This window comes from Vibrio sp. B183 (genome assembly GCF_000740665.1).
GTDB classification, from domain to species: Bacteria; Pseudomonadota; Gammaproteobacteria; order Enterobacterales; family Vibrionaceae; genus Vibrio; species Vibrio coralliilyticus.
This window is the reverse complement of the sequence record NZ_JPQB01000019.1, coordinates 1-20162: the sequence shown is the minus strand read 5'-3', so window position 1 is coordinate 20162 and position 20162 is coordinate 1. Positions and strand designations below refer to the sequence as shown.

At 45.5% G+C, this 20162-nt stretch carries 16 protein-coding genes, 2 tRNA genes and 2 rRNA genes; 9 read left to right on the top strand and 11 right to left on the bottom strand.

Going from position 1 to position 20162, the window contains the following annotated elements; translation table 11 throughout:
- Positions 1-12 precede the first annotated feature (12 nt).
- The 4 genes from rpiA (at position 13) to glpQ (ending at position 4961) form a co-directional block, all read left to right on the top strand.
- Positions 13-669: a ribose-5-phosphate isomerase RpiA gene (rpiA, locus tag IX95_RS20490; RefSeq protein WP_006957809.1), complete on the top strand. Its 657-nt coding sequence runs from the start codon at positions 13-15 to the stop codon at positions 667-669.
- A gap of 253 nt (positions 670-922) precedes the next feature.
- The gene (gene serA, locus IX95_RS20485) at positions 923-2152 is read left to right on the top strand and encodes a phosphoglycerate dehydrogenase (protein WP_006957810.1); all 1230 of its coding nucleotides are present in this window, start codon (positions 923-925) and stop codon (positions 2150-2152) included.
- Between the two features lie 337 nt (positions 2153-2489).
- Positions 2490-3854 (top strand): glycerol-3-phosphate transporter, encoded by a 1365-nt coding sequence (gene glpT, locus IX95_RS20480; RefSeq protein WP_038163606.1) that lies wholly within the window; start codon positions 2490-2492, stop codon positions 3852-3854.
- A 51-nt stretch (positions 3855-3905) separates the two neighbouring features.
- Entirely contained in the window at positions 3906-4961 is a 1056-nt protein-coding gene (gene glpQ, locus IX95_RS20475; RefSeq protein ID WP_038163603.1) for a glycerophosphodiester phosphodiesterase, read from the top strand.
- Between the two features lie 60 nt (positions 4962-5021).
- Here glpQ and ilvN read toward each other — a convergent pair whose 3' ends face one another.
- From ilvN to IX95_RS20440, 7 genes are all read right to left on the bottom strand, one after another.
- Positions 5022-5516: an acetolactate synthase small subunit gene (gene ilvN / locus IX95_RS20470; RefSeq protein WP_006957816.1), complete on the bottom strand. Its 495-nt coding sequence runs from the start codon at positions 5514-5516 to the stop codon at positions 5022-5024.
- Position 5517: 1 nt separating this feature from the next.
- Positions 5518-7242: an acetolactate synthase 3 large subunit gene (locus IX95_RS20465; protein ID WP_038163600.1), complete on the bottom strand. Its 1725-nt coding sequence runs from the start codon at positions 7240-7242 to the stop codon at positions 5518-5520.
- A gap of 437 nt (positions 7243-7679) precedes the next feature.
- Complete coding sequence (locus IX95_RS20460; protein WP_038163598.1) at positions 7680-9488, bottom strand: AMP-dependent synthetase/ligase; 1809 nt, start codon at positions 9486-9488, stop codon at positions 7680-7682.
- 168 nt (positions 9489-9656) lie between these two features.
- The gene (gene leuO / locus IX95_RS20455; protein WP_006957822.1) at positions 9657-10616 is read right to left on the bottom strand and encodes a transcriptional regulator LeuO; all 960 of its coding nucleotides are present in this window, start codon (positions 10614-10616) and stop codon (positions 9657-9659) included.
- Between the two features lie 394 nt (positions 10617-11010).
- Positions 11011-12057, bottom strand: a complete 1047-nt coding sequence (locus IX95_RS20450) for an MJ1255/VC2487 family glycosyltransferase (protein WP_038163596.1) — start codon at positions 12055-12057, stop codon at positions 11011-11013.
- Between the two features lie 4 nt (positions 12058-12061).
- Complete coding sequence (locus IX95_RS20445; protein ID WP_038163592.1) at positions 12062-12592, bottom strand: phosphatase PAP2 family protein; 531 nt, start codon at positions 12590-12592, stop codon at positions 12062-12064.
- An 82-nt stretch (positions 12593-12674) separates the two neighbouring features.
- On the bottom strand, positions 12675-13199 hold the full coding sequence (locus IX95_RS20440) for a phosphatase PAP2 family protein (RefSeq protein WP_038163590.1): 525 nt from the start codon (positions 13197-13199) through the stop codon (positions 12675-12677).
- A 465-nt stretch (positions 13200-13664) separates the two neighbouring features.
- Here IX95_RS20440 and leuA point away from each other — a divergent pair, with 465 nt between their 5' ends.
- The 5 genes from leuA to IX95_RS20415 all read left to right on the top strand — a co-directional run bounded on the left by leuA (position 13665) and on the right by IX95_RS20415 (position 19325).
- Positions 13665-15212: a 2-isopropylmalate synthase gene (gene leuA / locus IX95_RS20435; protein ID WP_038163588.1), complete on the top strand. Its 1548-nt coding sequence runs from the start codon at positions 13665-13667 to the stop codon at positions 15210-15212.
- A 60-nt stretch (positions 15213-15272) separates the two neighbouring features.
- On the top strand, positions 15273-16364 hold the full coding sequence (leuB, locus tag IX95_RS20430; RefSeq protein WP_038163585.1) for a 3-isopropylmalate dehydrogenase: 1092 nt from the start codon (positions 15273-15275) through the stop codon (positions 16362-16364).
- 54 nt (positions 16365-16418) lie between these two features.
- Entirely contained in the window at positions 16419-17819 is a 1401-nt protein-coding gene (gene leuC, locus IX95_RS20425; protein WP_038163583.1) for a 3-isopropylmalate dehydratase large subunit, read from the top strand.
- An 11-nt stretch (positions 17820-17830) separates the two neighbouring features.
- On the top strand, positions 17831-18433 hold the full coding sequence (leuD, locus tag IX95_RS20420; protein ID WP_006957836.1) for a 3-isopropylmalate dehydratase small subunit: 603 nt from the start codon (positions 17831-17833) through the stop codon (positions 18431-18433).
- A gap of 109 nt (positions 18434-18542) precedes the next feature.
- Complete coding sequence (locus IX95_RS20415) at positions 18543-19325, top strand: DUF547 domain-containing protein (RefSeq protein ID WP_038163581.1); 783 nt, start codon at positions 18543-18545, stop codon at positions 19323-19325.
- Between the two features lie 281 nt (positions 19326-19606).
- Here IX95_RS20415 and IX95_RS20410 read toward each other — a convergent pair.
- The 4 genes from IX95_RS20410 to rrf (IX95_RS20395) all read right to left on the bottom strand — a co-directional run bounded on the left by IX95_RS20410 (position 19607) and on the right by rrf (IX95_RS20395) (position 20077).
- Positions 19607-19683, bottom strand: a tRNA-Asp gene (locus tag IX95_RS20410).
- Between the two features lie 31 nt (positions 19684-19714).
- Positions 19715-19830, bottom strand: a 5S ribosomal RNA gene (rrf, locus tag IX95_RS20405).
- Between the two features lie 13 nt (positions 19831-19843).
- Positions 19844-19919 (bottom strand) — tRNA-Thr (locus IX95_RS20400).
- 42 nt (positions 19920-19961) lie between these two features.
- Positions 19962-20077, bottom strand: a 5S ribosomal RNA gene (gene rrf / locus IX95_RS20395).
- Positions 20078-20162: the final 85 nt, after the last annotated feature.

The window sequence follows — 20162 nt, the reverse complement described above, 5'->3', positions numbered from 1 at the left end:
CAGGAGATGGGCATGACTCAAGATGAAATGAAGAAAGAAGCTGGTTGGGCAGCACTTAAGTATGTTGAAAAAGACAGCATTGTCGGTGTTGGTACAGGCTCTACGGTAAATCACTTCATCGACGCACTCGGTACAATCAAAGACGATATCAAAGGTGCGGTTTCTAGCTCAGAAGCATCGACTGAAAAGCTGAAAGGTTTAGGCATTGAAGTCTTCGACTGTAATGAAGTATCGAACTTAGATGTCTACGTTGACGGTGCTGACGAAATCAACGCAGCGCGTGACATGATCAAAGGTGGTGGCGCGGCGCTAACACGCGAGAAAATTGTTGCCGCTATTTCAGATAAGTTTGTCTGTATCGTAGATGGTACCAAAGCTGTTGACGTTCTGGGTGAGTTCCCGTTACCTGTAGAGGTCATCCCAATGGCGCGTTCTTACGTCGCTCGTGAAATGGTGAAACTTGGTGGCGACCCTGTATACCGTGAAGGCGTGGTGACAGATAACGGCAACGTTATCCTGGATGTGCATGGCATGCAGATCACCCACCCGAAAGAAATGGAAGATAAAATCAATGCTATCGCAGGTGTTGTGACGGTTGGCTTGTTTGCTCACCGTGGTGCGGACGTGGTGATCACTGGCACGCCTCAAGGGGCAAAAATCGAAGATTAATTGAAGCTAGTTTCGGTTATTTCATTACAAACGGCACCATTAGGTGCCGTTTTCGTCTTTTATCCTATAAAAATTATTCCTTATTCCGTAATTTTCTTACCCAAAGTGTATTTTTTTTGTTAACTTAGTGAGCAGAAGACGCACAAGGAAAACGTTTGCGTCAGGCTTTTTGCTAACAAAACGTTTGCTTTAATAACATTACACCGCTTGTGCGCCAGTTAAGCCCCAAATTTCCATTTTAAGGACGAAGACAATGGCCAAAGTTTCACTGGAAAAAGACAAAATTAAGATCCTCCTGCTTGAAGGTCTTCACCCATCTTCGGTAGAAGTGCTGCAGGCTGCTGGTTACACCAATATTGAATACCACAAAGGCTCGTTACCGGAAGACGAATTGCTAGAAGCAGTAAAGGATGTTCATTTCATCGGTATTCGCTCCCGCACTAACCTATCGCAGGAAGTGATCAACGCAGCGGAAAAGCTAGTCGCGATTGGTTGTTTCTGTATTGGTACCAACCAAGTCGATCTTAATGCAGCCGCCGTTCGCGGTATTCCAGTGTTTAATGCCCCATTCTCGAACACACGCAGTGTGGCGGAATTGGTTCTCGGTCAGGTCCTGCTTCTACTGCGCGGGATTCCAGAAAAGAATGCCCTAGCACACCGTGGTATCTGGAAGAAAAGCGCCGACAACTCGTACGAGGCTCGAGGCAAACGCTTAGGTATTATCGGCTACGGTCACATCGGCACGCAGCTGGGCATTATCGCGGAAAACCTAGGGATGCGTGTTTACTTCTACGATATTGAGAACAAGCTATCACTTGGTAACGCAACTCAAGTACATACCATGAGTGAGCTACTGAACAAGTGTGATGTGATTTCTCTGCACGTTCCAGAAACCGCGGGCACCAAAAACATGATGGGTGCAGAAGAATTTGCTCGTATGAAACCGGGGGCGATTTTCATCAACGCAGCGCGTGGCACTGTGGTTGATATTGAAGCGCTTTGTCATGCGATGGAATCTGGTCACCTAGCTGGTGCTGCAATTGACGTATTCCCAACCGAGCCTAAAACTAATGCAGACCCATTTGAATCACCACTGCAGAAGTTCGACAATGTCATCCTGACACCACATGTGGGTGGTTCTACGCAGGAAGCTCAAGAAAACATTGGTGTCGAAGTGGCAGGTAAACTGGCGAAATACTCTGACAACGGTTCGACGCTTTCAAGTGTTAACTTCCCTGAAGTGTCTCTGCCTGAGCACCGTGACTGTTCTCGTCTATTGCACATTCACAAAAACCGCCCAGGTATCCTGACTCAGATAAACACTATCTTCGCAGAAGAAGGCATCAACATCGCGGGTCAGTATCTACAGACTAGCGCCGATATCGGTTATGTCGTTATCGATGTTGAAACCAGCCGCTCTGAAGAAGCACTTAAGAAACTCAAAGGTATTGAAGGCACGCTACGCGCGCGTATTCTTCACTAAGTAAAACCTCAACGCTATCAAAGCCACTGCCTTTGCAGTGGCTTTTTTAATACTCCACATTTCTGCCCTTACCAAACATCACACCATAATGTTCTCTTGTGAACAAAAACTGTTCATTAATGAGCTTCTTAGTTATCACGAAAACTAGCAATTACGGAATCAAAGTCGAAGTTTTTCAGACTAACTTTCTGTATTTTCGCAAAATTTAATACTTATGCAACATTTATCACAGAAATAACTCTCATTATTCATACAATGCCCAACACTTTCGAACGAAATACATTTTGCTCGTTCGCTTTTCCTTTACTTACCATCGCACAATAACAATGAGGTCCCTATGTTTGGAATCTTCAAACCTAAGGCGCACATCGACCGCTTATCTTCCGATAAGCTCGACAGCACTTATTCCCGATTACGTTGGCAGCTCTTTATCGGTATCTTTGTCGGCTATGCTGGCTACTACTTAGTTCGAAAGAACTTCAGCTTGGCAATGCCTTACCTGATCGAACAAGGCTTTAGCCGTGGCGATCTTGGTGTTGCTTTAGCGGCAGTTTCGATTGCATATGGCTTATCTAAATTCTTAATGGGTAGCGTCTCTGATCGATCAAACCCACGCTATTTCCTCAGTGGCGGCTTGTTGATGTCCGCACTGATCATGTTTTGCTTCGGCTTCATGCCTTGGGCAACGGGCAGCATCACTGCAATGTTCATCCTGCTTTTCCTAAATGGTTGGTTCCAAGGGATGGGCTGGCCTGCCTGTGGTAGAACCATGGTTCACTGGTGGTCACGCAAAGAACGTGGTGAAGTCGTTTCAGTATGGAATGTCGCCCACAACGTAGGCGGAGGTCTGATTGGTCCTCTCTTCATCCTTGGGCTATGGGCATTTAATGACGACTGGCGTACCGCTTTTTACGTTCCTGCCTTTTTCGCCACGCTGGTTGCCATTTTTGTCTGGATGACAGTTCGCGACACACCACAATCCTGCGGTTTGCCACCCATTGAAGAATACAAAAACGACTACCCAGACGATTACGATAAATCACATGAAAAGGAAATGACGGCCAAAGAAATCTTCTTTAAGTACGTTTTTTCTAACAAGCTACTCTGGTCAATCGCCATTGCGAACGCGTTTGTTTATCTGATCCGCTATGGCGTGCTTGACTGGGCACCGGTTTACCTCAAAGAAGCAAAAGACTTCACGGTTGATAAATCTTCATGGGCTTACTTCCTTTACGAGTGGGCAGGCATTCCGGGCACCTTATTGTGTGGTTGGATTTCCGACAAGCTGTTCAAAGGTCGCCGCGCTCCAGCCGGTATCTTGTTTATGGCCTTAGTAACTGTTGCCGTCTTGGTTTACTGGTTCAACCCAGCCGGTAACCCTGCGGTAGACATGATGGCACTGGTTGCCATTGGCTTCCTGATTTACGGTCCGGTTATGTTGATCGGTTTGTATGCTCTTGAACTTGCACCGAAAAAAGCCGCAGGTACCGCTGCTGGTCTAACCGGACTATTTGGTTACCTAGGCGGTGCTGTGGCTGCTAACGCGATTCTGGGTTACACCGTGGATCACTTTGGCTGGGATGGTGGATTTATCATTCTCGTAGCCTCTTGTATCGCGTCGATTATTTGTCTAATTTATGCATTTGTTGGCGAACGTGCTCACCATAAACAGAAAGAAGCCGAAAAGGCAGCACTCGCTTAATACTCATCAAAGAGGCAGCATCGCTGCCTCATTTTAATCAAGGAATGAAGAATGAAAACAACGTCAGTTTGCGCTACATTTCTGGCTCTTAGCCTATCTGCTGGAGCTTTGGCTAAGCCTCTGGTTATCGCTCACCGCGGCGCGTCAGGCTATCTGCCAGAACATACTCTAGAAGCCAAAGCTTTGGCTTACGCAATGAAACCGGATTACATCGAGCAAGATGTTGTCATGACTAAAGACGATCAATTAGTTGTCCTCCACGATCATTATTTAGATCGAGTCACCGATGTAGCAGAGCGCTACCCTGATCGTGCTCGCGCTGATGGCCGCTATTATGCGATTGACTTTACGCTCGCTGAAATCAAAACCCTAAAGGTGACTGAAGGGTTCAATATTGACGACAATGGCAATAAAGTTGCGGGTTATCCGACTCGTTTTCCGATGTGGAAATCCGATTTCAGCGTCCCTACTCTGGCTGAAGAAATTGAGCTGATTCAAGGGCTCAACAAGACACTTGGTTACGATATTGGTATCTACCCTGAAATCAAAGCACCTTGGTTCCACCGTCATGAAGGCAAAGATATCTCTTCCGCTGTGCTTAAGCTATTAAAGCAGTACGGCTATGACAGTCAGAATGACAAAGTGTACCTGCAATGCTTTGACGCCAATGAGCTCAAACGCATTAACGATGAACTCATGCCTAGTATGGACATGGATCTCAAGTTAGTGCAGCTGATGGCTTACACTGACTGGAACGAAACCATGGTCTACAAAGGCGATACGGCAACCCCGTACAGCTATGATTGGATGTTCGAATCAGGCGCAATGAAGGAAGTTGCCAAGTACGCCGAAGGCATTGGCCCTTGGAAACCTATGTTGGTCGATGATAAATCAACCAAAGACAACATTATTATCAAGCCGTTGATGAAAGAGGCAAAAGCAGCAGGCCTAGATGTTCACCCATACACTTTCCGAGCCGATCCTGGCCGTATTCCGAGTTATACGGATAGCTTCGAGGGAATGATGGATATCTTCTACAATCAGGTCAAAGTAGATGGTCTGTTTACCGATTTCCCAGACAAAGCAGTTAGCTTTCTCAGCAAATGACCCTTAAACAAAAAAGCCTTAGTCCATGACTAAGGCTTTTTTTTAACAACTCGTATCAGGCTAAGGTTTTAGTGAACGCTCACCGCGTGCAATCCCTACCACACCACTTCGCGCAACCTCAATAACATCAGTCACCTCTGAAATCGCTTGAATAAACGCATCCAGCTTTTCACTGGTACCCGCTAGTTGAACCGTGTATTGAGAAGCAGTGACATCAACAATCTGACCACGGAAGATATCCGCTGTACGCTTTACTTCTGCACGAGCAAAACCACTGGCTTTCACTTTAACCATCATCAGCTCACGCTCAATATGATCAAGCTCGGTAACTTCTTGAACTTTCAGTACATCAATCAACTTATTGAGCTGTTTCTGAATCTGTTCAAGCTGCATATCATCGGAAATCGTTGTAATGTTCAAACGCGACAGCGTTTCATCATCTGTCGGTGATACGGTTAACGACTCAATGTTGTAGCCACGTTGTGAGAACAGACCTACCACTCGGGATAACGCACCCGGTTGGTTTTCCATTAGCAGTGAAATAATGTGTCTCATATTATGTTCTCTCCGTTTTGCTTAGCCACATCTTGTCCATACCTTCGCCTTTGATTTGCATTGGGTACACATGCTCAGTTTCATCAACATTGATATCAACAAACACTAAACGATCTTTCATTTCTAATGCTTGTTTCAAACCAGACTCAAGCTGGTCTGGAGTTTCAATGCGAATCCCCGCATGTCCGTATGCTTCTGCAATCGCAACGAAGTCCGGAACGGAGCTCATATATGAGTTAGAATGTCTTCCTTGGTAAACAATGTCTTGCCACTGTTTCACCATACCTAGGAAACGGTTATTCAGGTTAATGATCTTGACTGGGATATCATATTGCAGCGCCGTCGACAGTTCCTGAATGTTCATCTGGATACTGCCATCACCCGTCACCACTACCACCTCTTCATCAGGCTTAGCAAATTTAACCCCAAGGCCAGCTGGCAGACCGAAGCCCATCGTGCCGAGACCACCAGAATTAATCCAGCGACGTGGTTTATTAAATGGATAGTAAAGCGCAGCAAACATCTGGTGCTGACCCACATCAGAAGCAACGTACGCATCGCCATTCGTTAGCTTGTGCAGTACTTCAATCACCTGTTGAGGTTTAATGCGCTCAGGCGTGGATTCATAAGACAGGCATTCGCGATCACGCCAAGTCTGGATATCATCCCACCAGCTTTGAAGCGCTTCGCCATCATTGGTCGCGCCTTGCTCTTCCAGCAGTGACACCATACTCGCCAGCACTTTCTCTGCAGAGCCAACAATAGGCAGGTCTGCTTTGACGTTCTTCGAGATAGATGACGGGTCAATATCAATATGCATCACTTTGGCATTCGGGCAGTATTTTTCCAAATTGTTGGTGGTTCGATCATCAAATCGTACACCGATGCCAAAGATTAAGTCTGCGTTGTGCATGGCCATATTGGCCTCATACACACCATGCATCCCCAGCATACCAAGAGAGTTTTTATGCGTACCCGGGAAGGCACCTAGCCCCATTAAGGTACTAACGACAGGTAAGTTTAATGCCTCTGACAGCTTCTGAATCTGCTCATCCGCTTCAGAAATTACGGCGCCGCCACCGACGTAAAGAACCGGCTTTTTCGCCGCAAGTAGTGCTTTCAAAGCCTTTTTGATCTGGCCTTTGTGACCCGTCGTAGTTGGCTTATATGAACGCATTGAAATACTGGCAGGATATTCGTATGGCAGTTTGATCTGCGGATTCATAACATCTTTTGGCAGATCGATAACAACCGGGCCAGGACGCCCTGTTGTCGAAATATAGAAAGCTTTCTTCATGATTTCAGGAATATCTTCTGCTTTCTTTACCAAGAAGCTGTGTTTAACAATCGGACGCGAGACACCGACAATATCACACTCTTGGAAAGCGTCATTACCAATCAGGTTGTTAGGCACGTTACCTGAAATCACGATCATAGGAATAGAATCCATATACGCGGTCGCAATACCTGTCACAGTATTGGTCGCGCCTGGACCTGAGCACACCAGAACTACGCCTGGTTTGCCAGTTGCACGGGTATAGCCATCTGCCATATGGGTAGCGGCTTGTTCATGACGAACTAGGACGTGCTTGATTTGATCTGTCTTAGCATGAAGAGCATCGTAGATATCCAAAACAGAACCGCCTGGATACCCGAAAATTTGTTCAACACCTTCTTCGATCAGAGATTGAACAACCATCTCCGCACCGGACAACATTGCTGCCATATTATTCTCCTCACCAGTTTACCAATTAATAAGGTCAACTAATTGGGCTGGTTTTACATAGTCTAGGGCTTATTCGTAGCCTAAATCGAAATACTTCCACTTTTTCGGCTATGTCTTGTTCTGTCGTAACAGAAAACAAGTTCACGCAACAAATGTAACGTTTTCTTATCAAAGGATCTAATGCGACTTAACTCTCATTTTAAACAAGATGCTATTTATCAAACTAATATAAGGAAAGAACACCAGCCGAAGCATAAAAATCAGAAAATATGACAAATTAACCTCAAAAATTCAGAGTAAAATATTATCCAACACTGTATCTCCACGATATTTTCACCGTAAAAGGTCGTAAAATTCAGGTATAAAAAATCCCTCACCGGCAAGTTTGAACCGATTGAGGGATTTTTAAACACTTCGAAATTTAACTTGTCAGAGATTTACTTTTTCATTGCTGTATCACTGTACATTTCTTCGATTTCGTCCTGATATTTGTCGTTAATAACCTTACGGCGCAGTTTCTGAGTCGGGGTTAATTCACCTTCATCCATCGAGAAGGCTTTTGGTAGCAATTTGAACTTCTTAACCTGCTCAAACTTCGCCAGCTCTTGCTGCAGGTCATTCACTCGTTTTTCGAGCATTTCTATCACTTGATGATGCTTAATCAGCTCAACACGATCATGGTATTTGATGTTCAACTCTTTCGCGTATTCTTCCAAACTGTCGTAGCACGGCACAATAAGCGCAGAAACAAACTTACGCGTATCCGCAATCACGGCGATCTGCTCAATAAAGTGGTCTTTACCGATTGCTCCTTCAATCATCTGCGGTGCAATGTACTTACCACCAGACGTTTTCATCAACTCTTTAATGCGATCGGTAATAAACAGGTTGCCGTCTTCATCAATATGACCCGCATCCCCAGTTTTGAGGAAGCCATGCTCATCAAACGTTTTTGCCGTTTCTTCCGGCATCTTGTAGTAACCACGCATCACCATAGGTCCACGGACGAGAATTTCGTTGTTTTCGCCAATCTTTACCTGTGCACCAGGCATCGCCATACCTATGGAATCTGGGTTGAAGCTATTGTCTGACCAACACGACACCGTCGCTGTCGTTTCTGTCATGCCATAGCCAAGCTTGACGTTGATTCCCATCGCATGGAAAAAGCGACCAATCGTCTCATCCAACTTCGCACCACCACATGGCATAAAGTTAATTCGACCACCCAGTAGAGCGCGTAGCTTGGACAGCACCAACTTGTCAGCCAGCTGATGGGACTTTTTCAAAATGAAAGAGGGTTGACGCCCTTCCTGATCACAGGCGGCTATTTTAGCGCCCATATTCACAGCCCAGGTGAACAACACCTTGCGAATCATCGGAGCCTTGGAGACTTTTTCATGAATGGCTGAGAAGATTTTCTCGTAAAAACGTGGAACCGCACACATCACTGTCGGTTGAACTTCACTCAACGCTTCACGAACCTGCATCGTATCCTGCAGGTAACAGTTGGTAGCACCACGATACAATACGTAGAATGTCCATGCTCGCTCAAACACGTGTGATAAAGGCAGAAAACAAAGCGAAACATCATCTTGAGACAAACTTAATCGGGCGTCATGACCTTCAAGCTGAGCTGCGACATTACCATAGTCCAGCATAACCCCTTTTGGCTGACCCGTCGTACCTGAGGTGTAAATCAAGGTCAGCAAGTCTTCAATATTGGCATCATTGAGGCGAGTATCTAATTCGCTCTGCATGGCTTTATCAGCAGCAAAGACAAACTGCTGCCAAGAGCGAGAAAAATCATAATCGCCTACATCAACATCGTCCGACATCGCCACAACCAATTCCAATTGCGGGCATTGTTCAAAAATCGACACAGCCGCATCAAACTGGGCCTGCTCGCCGACAAATAAGATGCGCACATCAGCGTCTTGCAGAATGTAGGAAGATTGCGCTGCGGTATTGGTAGGGTAAATAGGCACTGTCACCGCACGGGTTTGAAGTGCCGCGAAATCCGTGATGGTCCACTGAGGCATATTGTTGGCAAAGATGCCGATTTTATCTTGGACTTTTATGCCGTGCGTCAAGAACGCAAGCGATAATGCATCTATCTGCTGGCCAAACTGCTTCCAACTGATGCCGTTCCACATCTCACCCACTTTATGTTTAAGAGCAATACGGTCACCGCTTTTGGCAATTTGTTCGCGAATTTTTTTTACAATATGAAAATCTAAGTTGGCCATCTCTAACTACCTTTAAGCTTACACCTGTAAGCTTTTTTGAGCGCACAAGTGTACATTTCAGGTCACAAAAGGCAACTGACAGGCATCAAAGTTACCAACTAAATAGTAAAAAACCTTGAATGGCGAATAGCCACTCAAGGTTTTATTGATCTCTTAAATAACAGTAAATTAGTCTAGAGCAACTACTTCACCACAGATCATCATTAACTGGTCACGTAGCCAGATGTGACCTTTATCTTTCTCACTTGATTCATGCCAGCTCAGGAAGCCGCTGATCTTGCCGTTTTCAAATGGGAAGTCCAGAACTTGTAGCTGATCTTTGTTCGCTGCATTTTCTACCATCCAACGTGGTGCAATCGTCACGAGTTCAGATTGACCAACAACGTAAAGTACGTTGCTCAGGCTCGTACCTTCGTAGTATGCCTGCACATCCAAATCACGATACGCCTGCTCAGAGAAACTACGCTGACCATGTACGCGAGAAAGTTTCGCATGACGCTCACCTTTCAGAAGGTCCGCCGTTACTGCTTCTTGGATGCGTGGGTGAGACTTAGACGCCACTACCACTAGCTCATCTTGGAAGATTTCAGTGCTTGAGAAACCTTGCTCATCAAAGCGAGCGTAATCAATCACGAAGTCGATTTCCTGGTAGCGCATTCTTTCAGCCAGCTGGCGATCAAATTCCGCATCAAGGTGAAGCTGTACATTTGGCGCTTGATCATGAATTGTCGACATGATCTTAGGAGCGAAGCGCATATCGCATGGGCTGCAGATCGCCAGTTTGAACAAACGCGTCGATGTTTCAGGCGAGAAAATTGAGCTTGGTAGCTCGTTACGGATAAGTTGCAATGCTTGGCGTACAGGGCCAAATAGCTGACGAGCGCGTTGAGTCGGTTGGATACCACGACCCTGGCGCATAAACAGCTCGTCGTTAAACATTACTTTCAAACGAGCTACTGCGTTACTTACCGCTGGCTGAGACATGCCAAGGTTATGAGCAGCACGGGTAATATTTTGCTCTTGCATTACTGCATCAAACACAGTCAGAAGGTTTAGATCTACTCCACGTAGAGTGCTTTCCATTCGGTAGCTAGCAATCGCACTCATAGACTCTTTTTTATCAATCATCAGGCAAGCCTCTTGTATTCGTCAATGTATAAATGGTTCTTAAAATGAATATTGGTTGGGAATAGATAACCCGTATTTTGTTATATTTATCCGTCAGATGACTCCTGGCGGATTTCTACTATCAACGAATCAATCAATCATTAGCAACAAGATTGATAATTAATCAGTATTTTTTACTTAAGTCATAAAATTAAGCTTAATAATCACAACCTTAAGCAACATATAAAAAAGTATAAATCACTCATACTGTAAAGATTTAGCCAATGAATTAAGTTTAAGAATGAATGCTAAGAGCTTGACGGGAACTATTGGTAGGAAAAATAAGTCCAAGGGTAGATACAAAAACAGCATCAATAGATTGATGCTGTCAAGATTCTAATGATTGAGTGGTGGGCTAGATGTTAGTCACGTAGCTAGGAAAATCGACTTTCTCCCACAAGCGATGTGTCAGCTCCATTTTGTTTTCCCAGTCACCTTTCACCAGCCAGTCTGCGATCGCCTCTGCAACATCAGGGTAACTGACACTTTCGGCCTGCTCTTCATCCAGCCACTGGCGAACAATCGAGGCATCCAACATATCCATACAACTTGCCAAGCCAAGATCTTCCAATGTGGCGACATTGCTCATCTGCTCGAACTGACCAGACAGAGGTTTAAGCAATAGCTTTTTACCTAGCGTCAATGCTTCTGAGGGCAGCTCAAAACCGCCGTTCGCAATCACGCCATTGCAGCGATTGAGGTGATACTGGAAGCCATGAAAGCTCAGTGGCAAATAGTGGACATTGTCGACAATCTGCTCTTCGATGATATCAGGGTGATAGCACACAAATCGTTGCTTGGAAAAACGCAGTAACAGCTCTGCTATCTCATGGATACTCTCAAATGGCAGATAAACGAGGACAAAATCTTCACCGACAACCTGCTCTTTTTGTGTATGAACAATAGGCGGTAAAATAGGTTGATCAAAGTGATACCAGTGTAAGCCGATGTGGTGCTGAGCTGGGGCAAAATAATGAATGATTTTCTTATCTAACCAACTCGCCCCTTTGAGTGGCACAGAATAACGAAATGCATTCTGATGGCTGATACTAATGGACGCCTTGCCCTGCCTTCTGGCCGCCCACGCAGAGACCGGTTCAAAATCGTTGAGCACTAAGTCAAACCGACTTAAATCTAGTTGTTTGACCTCTTTATAAAAAGCAAACAGATTGTTGTTCAAGCAGGTTTTTTTATAATTAACCTGACCATTTTCGGTCACAAAAGTGAGGCCACGGCGAGTGTGATAATTACCGAACGCTTCCATTGAAAAATACTTGTCTTCTGCTCGGCCTGAGAAAAGGAATTCAACGTCAATACCGCGCTGGTTCAAAGCATGACTCATTGCTCTAGCTCTAGCGATGTGTCCGTTACCTGTCCCTTGCACGCCATACAATATTTTCATTAGCCTAACCTCCCATCACAATCGTCAATGCCATATGAGCACAACCGATTCCAAGCAAAGCACCCAGAATGACGTCTGTCAGAAAATGTACCCCAAGTAAGATTCTTGAAGTCGCGATCAACGCAGCCCAAACAAATGCAAACAATTCGAGTTCGACATAGAAATAACTGATTAACGTCGCCATCAAAAACGCGGCGGCCGTATGCCCTGAAGGCAAGCTGTAACGGTCTGAAGGCGTAATAAATGACGTCACCAGCTCTGACAGCTCTTCTGGGCGACGACGTTTAAAGAGGTTTTTAGCTGTCCAGTAGATAGGTAGCTCTACGACAAAAGCAAGCAAACCGGCCAGTAAAAAGAGCGTACCGACTTCTCCACCAAACCACCAAGCAACAAGGCCGATCACGGCATACAAATGCCCATCCCCCGTGTGAGAGATGGCTTTGCTCCATCGAGAGAGCGGGTATGAGAATTTATGTTGTAAACAAAACAGTGAGAACGCCAAATCAAACTTGGCGATTGGTTCGATTGAACGCATTACCGACTCCTTGTAACGACGGTTCTGCGTTCAAACTAAGAGAAGTAAGTGACAAATCAGTGAAGCTTTAAGGTTGATTCAGTTACATCGTCAACATCAACGCCAGCTTGGCACACGCAATGCCCAAACCCGCCCCTATCACGATATCAGTGAAGAAGTGCACGCCAAGAAAAATCCGTGAGGCGCTCACTGCTGCTGCCCAGCCGTACGCTGCAATGGCATATTGAGGGTAAAAGCTCGCGATTAATGTGGCCATCAAAAATCCAGCCGCAGTATGACCGGATGGCAAGCTATACTGATCCGCCGGTTGAATAAACGAAGTGAGTATTTCGGAACGGTCATAGGGACGACGGCGCCGGAAGCCATTCTTCAAAGCCCAGTAAACGGGTAATTCGATGGTAAATGCCAGAATGCCGACTTTAAGAAAAGCGACACCTGTGGTCGTATCCAGTGCCCACGCGATCAAACCAATCAGCAGATACAGATGCCCATCTCCAGTATGAGAAATCAGGCGACTCAGCTTAGCTATCGGCAGATTAAAGCGATGACCTAAGCAAAATGAGGACAATGCCAGGTCAAATTTGATGATGGGCTCAACGGCACGCACGGTATTTTTCTCCTGTAATCACATGCGAAGTCACATCATAGGTATTGTGAGATGAACCAGAGATTAATCATCTCGTTCATCTTGCCATTCACTGCTCGAATAGCAGGACAATATCTGCTGTATCCTTAATATGGTTTAACGCCACAAATCAGTTCATTTGACTATTGATGAATAAAAAAACAACTTTAGGGTTGACGTACTCGGTGGAGTGCGGTACTAATTTGTTAACTTAATTTTGTGGTTTATTTAACGCCCTAATAGGAACCGTTAACAATGATGAAGCGTTTTTCTATCCTGCTGAGCCTCCTCCTTATCGTGACACGATCGCGCGGGTAGGCTGTGGAAGAAAAATAACCACAACGAGATATCAGAAACCCGCACGCAGATGCGGGTTTTTTTATACCTAAATACCGGAAGAAAACGATTAACTGTGTGGTAAACACACGAGTCAGGAAGGAAGCAAACATGAACGATCAAGTCATTATTTTCGACACCACGTTACGTGATGGCGAACAAGCGTTGTCAGCAAGCTTGACAGTTAAAGAGAAACTGCAGATTGCCTATGCGCTAGAAAGGCTAGGCGTTGATGTAATTGAAGCGGGCTTCCCAGTTTCATCTCCTGGCGACTTTGAATCAGTGCAGACCATCGCCAAACACGTGAAAGATAGTCGAGTCTGTGCACTTGCACGTGCTGTTACGAAAGACATTGACGCAGCAGGCGAAGCGTTAAAAGTTGCTGATCAATTCCGCATTCATACCTTCATTTCTACTTCCACCGTTCACGTTCAAGATAAGCTACGCCGCAGTTACGATGACGTTGTCGAGATGGCGGTCAAAGCGGTCAAACACGCTCGTAAATACACTGACGATGTTGAATTTTCCTGTGAAGACGCTGGCCGTACGCCAATTGATAACTTGTGCCGTATGGTTGAAGCCGCTATCGACGCTGGCGCCAACACGATAAACATTCCTGATACCGTAGGTTACACAGTGCCAAACGAGTTTGGCGGAATTATCCAAACTCTGTTTGATCGCGTTCCGAATATCGATAAAGCCATTATTTCGGTTCACTGTCACGATGACTTAGGCATGTCGGTCGCAAACTCTATCGCAGCCGTTCAAGCAGGTGCTCGTCAAATCGAAGGCACCATCAACGGCATCGGCGAACGCGCTGGTAACTGTTCTCTCGAAGAAATTGCCATGATCATCAAGACACGTCAGGAATTCTTGGGTGTCCACACTGGCCTTAAACACGACGAAATTCACCGCACCAGTAAATTGGTCAGCCAGCTATGTAATATGCCAATCCAGAGCAATAAGGCAATTGTTGGTGCCAACGCATTCAGTCACTCTTCAGGTATCCACCAAGATGGCATGCTAAAGAACAAGAACACCTACGAAATCATGACGCCTGAGTCTATCGGCCTTAAGAACCAAGCACTAAACCTAACAAGTCGTAGTGGTCGCGCAGCAGTGAAAAGTCACATGGATACCATGGGCTACAAAGAAGATGAGTACAATCTAGATGCATTATATGAAGACTTCTTAAAGCTAGCTGACCGTAAAGGCCAAGTTTTCGATTACGATCTGGAAGCCTTGATGCATTTCTCAAATCTTCGCGAAGAAGATGATTTCTACAAATTGAACTACCTAAGCGTTCAGTCAGGTAGCGTCATGGCAACTACAAGCATCAAGCTGCAATGTGGTGATAAAGAGACGTCTGAAGCCGCGGTAGGTAACGGCCCTGTTGACGCGCTTTACCAATGTATCTATCGCGTCACCGGATATGATATCGTGCTAGACAAGTTTGATTTAACCGCGAAAGGCGAAGGTGAAGACGGGCTTGGTCAGGCTGATATTATCGCCAACTACAAAGGTCGTAAATACCATGGTACTGGTGTGTCGACCGACATCGTAGAAGCTTCTGGTCAAGCATTATTGCACGTAATCAACAGCATTCACCGTGCAGATAAGATTGCTGAAATCAAGCAGAAAAAAATCGCAACAGTATAAGTAGACTCTAGGGATGCGAGTCATCTCTGGAACAAAAGATATAAAAATTAAAGGATTACCATGACAGACAAATCTTACAATATTGCCGTTCTACCAGGAGACGGCATTGGCCCAGAAGTAATGCAGCAAGCACACAAAGTGCTAGACGCAATCGAAAAGAAACACGGTATTACCTTCTCTCGCAACCAGCACGATGTGGGTGGTATTGCTATCGACAATCATGGTTGCCCACTACCAGACAGCACAGTAAAAGCCTGTGAAGAAGCAGATGCAGTACTATTCGGCTCAGTCGGAGGCCCTAAGTGGGAACATTTACCGCCAAATGATCAGCCTGAACGCGGTGCTCTTTTACCTCTGCGTAAGCACTTTCAGTTATTCTGTAACTTGCGCCCAGCACAAATTCACAAAGGCCTAGAAGCTTTCTCACCTCTACGTGCAGATATTTCTGGCAATGGCTTCGATATCGTCGTGGTACGTGAACTGACTGGTGGTATCTACTTCGGTCAACCAAAAGGTCGTGAAGGCGAAGGAGCGAATGAAAGAGCGTTTGATACCGAGGTTTATCACCGTTTTGAAATTGAGCGCATCGCGAAAATTGCGTTTGAATCAGCTCGTCTGCGTGATAAGAAAGTTTGCTCAATCGACAAAGCGAACGTTCTACAGAGCTCTATCCTGTGGCGTGAAGTGGTCGAAGAAGTAGCGAAAAGCTATCCAGATGTCGAGCTGTCACACATGTACATCGATAACGCAACCATGCAACTAATCAAAGACCCATCTCAGTTTGACGTCATGCTGTGTTCAAACATCTTCGGCGACATCATCTCTGATGAATGTGCAATGATCACTGGTTCTATGGGCATGTTGCCTTCTGCCAGCTTGAACGAAAGCCAATTTGGGCTGTATGAACCAGCAGGCGGCAGTGCACCAGACATCGCAGGTAAAAACATCGCAAACCCTGTTGCACAGATTCTTTCTGCTGCACTAATGCTGCGTTACAGCCTAGGTGAAGAAGCTGCAGCACAAGATATTGAAGCAGCAGTATCTAAAGCACTGTCTGCTGGAGAGCTGACCGCCGACCTAGCAGGTGATAACCCAGCTCTTTCAACTTCAGAAATGGGCGATAAAATCGCTGAGTACATTCTAAATTCATAATAATTATTCGCTCCTGATAAGCCGTTGTCAGGAGCTATACACGGGATAGTAATAATGGGCAAAACACTGTATGAAAAAGTCTACGACGCACACGTTGCCGTAGCCGCCGAGGGTGAGAACCCAATTTTGTATATCGATCGCCACTTGGTACACGAAGTGACTTCACCTCAAGCCTTTGATGGCCTGCGTGAAAAAGGTCGTCAGGTGCGTCAGGTCAGCAAGACCTTTGCCACCATGGACCACAACGTATCCACTACCACTAAAGACATCAATGCATCTGGTGAGATGGCACGCATTCAGATGGAAACGCTGTCAAAGAACTGTGAAGAGTTTGGGGTAACCCTTTACGACATTAACCACAAATACCAAGGTATCGTGCATGTAATGGGCCCAGAGTTGGGCATTACCTTACCAGGCATGACGATTGTTTGTGGTGACTCTCACACAGCCACTCACGGTGCATTTGGCTCACTCGCTTTTGGTATTGGTACTTCCGAAGTTGAGCATGTTTTAGCAACTCAAACGCTAAAACAAGCGCGCGCTAAAACGATGAAGATTGAGGTGAAAGGTAAGGTTAATCCTGGCATCACAGCGAAAGATATCGTTTTAGCCATCATTGGTGAGACAACAGCAGCTGGCGGTACCGGCTATGTGGTTGAGTTCTGTGGCGAAGCCATTACTGATCTGACGATGGAAGGTCGTATGACAGTGTGTAACATGGCTATCGAGCTTGGTGCCAAGGCAGGTCTAATCGCACCAGATGAAACCACGTTCGAATACATCAAAGGCCGTAAATTCGCACCTCAAGGGGATGACTTGGAAGCTGCCATTGAGTACTGGTCTTCACTAAAAACTGATAACGATGCAGAGTTCGATGCAGTCGTTACTCTAAATGCCGCGGAAATCAAACCTCAGGTGACTTGGGGTACAAACCCTGGTCAGGTAATCGCCGTTGATCAACCTATCCCAGCACCAGAAAGCTTCGCAGACCCTGTCGAGAAAGCATCGGCAGAAAAAGCATTGGCGTATATGGGGCTAGAAGCTGGCAAAGCACTATCAGATTACAAAGTCGATAAGGTATTTGTTGGCTCTTGTACTAACTCTCGTATCGAAGACATGCGCGCCGCTGCAGAAGTAGCAAAAGGCCGTAAAGTTGCAGATAACGTGCAAGCTCTTATCGTACCGGGCTCTGAGCAAGTAAAAGCGCAAGCAGAAGCAGAAGGCTTAGATGTCATCTTTAAAGAAGCGGGCTTTGAATGGCGCCTTCCTGGCTGTTCAATGTGTCTGGCCATGAACAACGATCGCCTAGGTCCACACGAACGTTGCGCATCAACTTCAAACCGTAACTTTGAAGGCCGCCAAGGTCGTGATGGCCGTACCCATTTGGTAAGTCCTGCGATGGCAGCAGCGGCAGCAATTGCTGGTCACTTTATAGATATTCGTGAGTTGGACTAAGGAGAGAACAAATGTCAGGTTTTAAACAACACACAGGCTTAGTCGTTCCTCTAGATGCCGCGAACGTCGATACTGATGCCATTATCCCTAAACAGTTCCTACAAAAAGTTTCTCGTTTGGGCTTTGGTAAACACCTATTCCATGATTGGCGCTTCCTAGATGATGCAGGTGAGCAGCCAAACCCAGAGTTTGTAATGAACGCACCTCGCTATCAAGGTGCCTCAATCCTACTCGCTCGAGAAAACTTTGGCTGTGGTTCCTCACGTGAGCACGCTCCGTGGGCACTGGCAGACTATGGCATCAAAGCGATGATCGCACCGAGCTTTGCCGATATTTTCTATGGCAACTCTATAAACAACCAAATGGTACCAGTTCGCCTCACCGAGCAAGAAGTGGATGAGATCTTCCAATTCGTTGAAGCAAACGAAGGCGCACAAGTTGAAGTAGACCTAGAAGCGAATGTGGTTCGAGCGAACGGCAAAGAGTACTCATTTGAAATTGATGAGTTCCGTCGCCACTGCCTATTAAACGGACTAGATAACATCGGTTTGACACTTCAGCACGAAGATAAAATTGCCGATTACGAAAGTAAGATTCCTTCATTTCTCAAGTAATTAAAACCGATATAAAAAGGTTGGCTGATGCCAGCCTTTTTTTATTTTTGAAAGTTATCATTCGTAGGCTCGGTCTAAAATCATAATGCTATTATGAATAGGACTGACCATGAGATTCTTTCTTGCTTTTGTCGCCACGTTGATATCGTTCCACGCTTTCTCTGCTCCCAAATCTGAACTTTGGCCTTATTGGAATACGAGTAATGAATCCGATACCACCAAAGTCGACCATAAGCCTTGGCAACAAATACTCGATAAATACCTAGTCACGGAAGGCGAATACACGCTTTTTAAATATTCATCAGTCAGTGGCCAAGATAAACAGCAACTCAATCACTACTTAGCACAGCTGAGTCATATTAATCCACTTCAGTTAAGCAAAGCTGAGCAGTACCCATATTGGGTAAACTTGTACAACGCAATTACAGTCGATTTGATTTTAGACGCTTACCCAATCAAATCGATCACAAAACTAGGTGGGTTATTCAGCTTTGGCCCTTGGGGAGATGAAGTAGTTACCATCAATGGAAAAGAGCTCACGCTGAATGATATTGAACATCGAATTTTACGCCCGATATGGAATGACCCAAGAACTCATTATGCGGTCAACTGTGCTAGTTTAGGCTGCCCAAACCTACAATCTCAGGCGTTTACTGCAGAAAATACAGAAGCCTTACTTGAGCAAGCGGCGACCACCTTCATTAACAGTGAAAAAGGCGTGCTCATCAAAAATGGTAAAACTCAACTATCTTCCATTTATGATTGGTTTGCTGATGACTTTGGTAATAACCAACAGTTGATCCAGCATCTGGCAAAATACCGTCCAGAGTTATCGGATTTAAGTGGTAAGTTTAGTTATGAATACGATTGGGACTTAAACGAAAAGAAATAGTGATAACCCAATACGAATGGTGTTACTACCCAGCTCCAGAATAAGTGAAAACTGAACGAAGTAGCGTTTAGCAAGCAAGTCCTTTTGGAACTCGATAGAAAATCATATATACCATAAAACACAAAACCCAGTCCTTAGACTGGGTTTCTCAATAAGTGGCTGACAGTGGGAATGCCTAGTCCTAGTTTGCGCTCAAACGGAACTTGTTAGTTACAGGCCTAAAATCATACTGCAGATGCGAAAAAGCCCTAACATAACTGCTAGGGCTTTATCTAAATAAGTGGCGGAGCGGACGGGACTCGAACCCGCGACCCCCGGCGTGACAGGCCGGTATTCTAACCAACTGAACTACCGCTCCGCAATGGTTAGACTCTGGAGTCTAAATAAGAACCTGGCAATGTCCTACTCTCACATGGGGAAGCCCCACACTACCATCGGCGCTACTTCGTTTCACTTCTGAGTTCGGCATGGAATCAGGTGGGTCCAAAGCGCTATGGTTGCCAAGCAAAATTCTTTGCTGGTGCTGATACCCAGACTCGAACTGGGGACCTCATCCTTACCAAGGATGCGCTCTACCACCTGAGCTATATCAGCATAATTTTGCTCAAGATATTTATCTCAAACAAGGTATTTAAAGCCTGGCGATGTCCTACTCTCACATGGGGAAGCCCCACACTACCATCGGCGCTATTGCGTTTCACTTCTGAGTTCGGCATGGAATCAGGTGGGTCCACAACGCTATGGTCGCCAAGCAAATTCTTTAATTCGGAAAGCTGTTTTTAAGTTCTGTATTTACACATTCAAAGTTCTTGCTTTGAGTCCATGACTCTTATACAA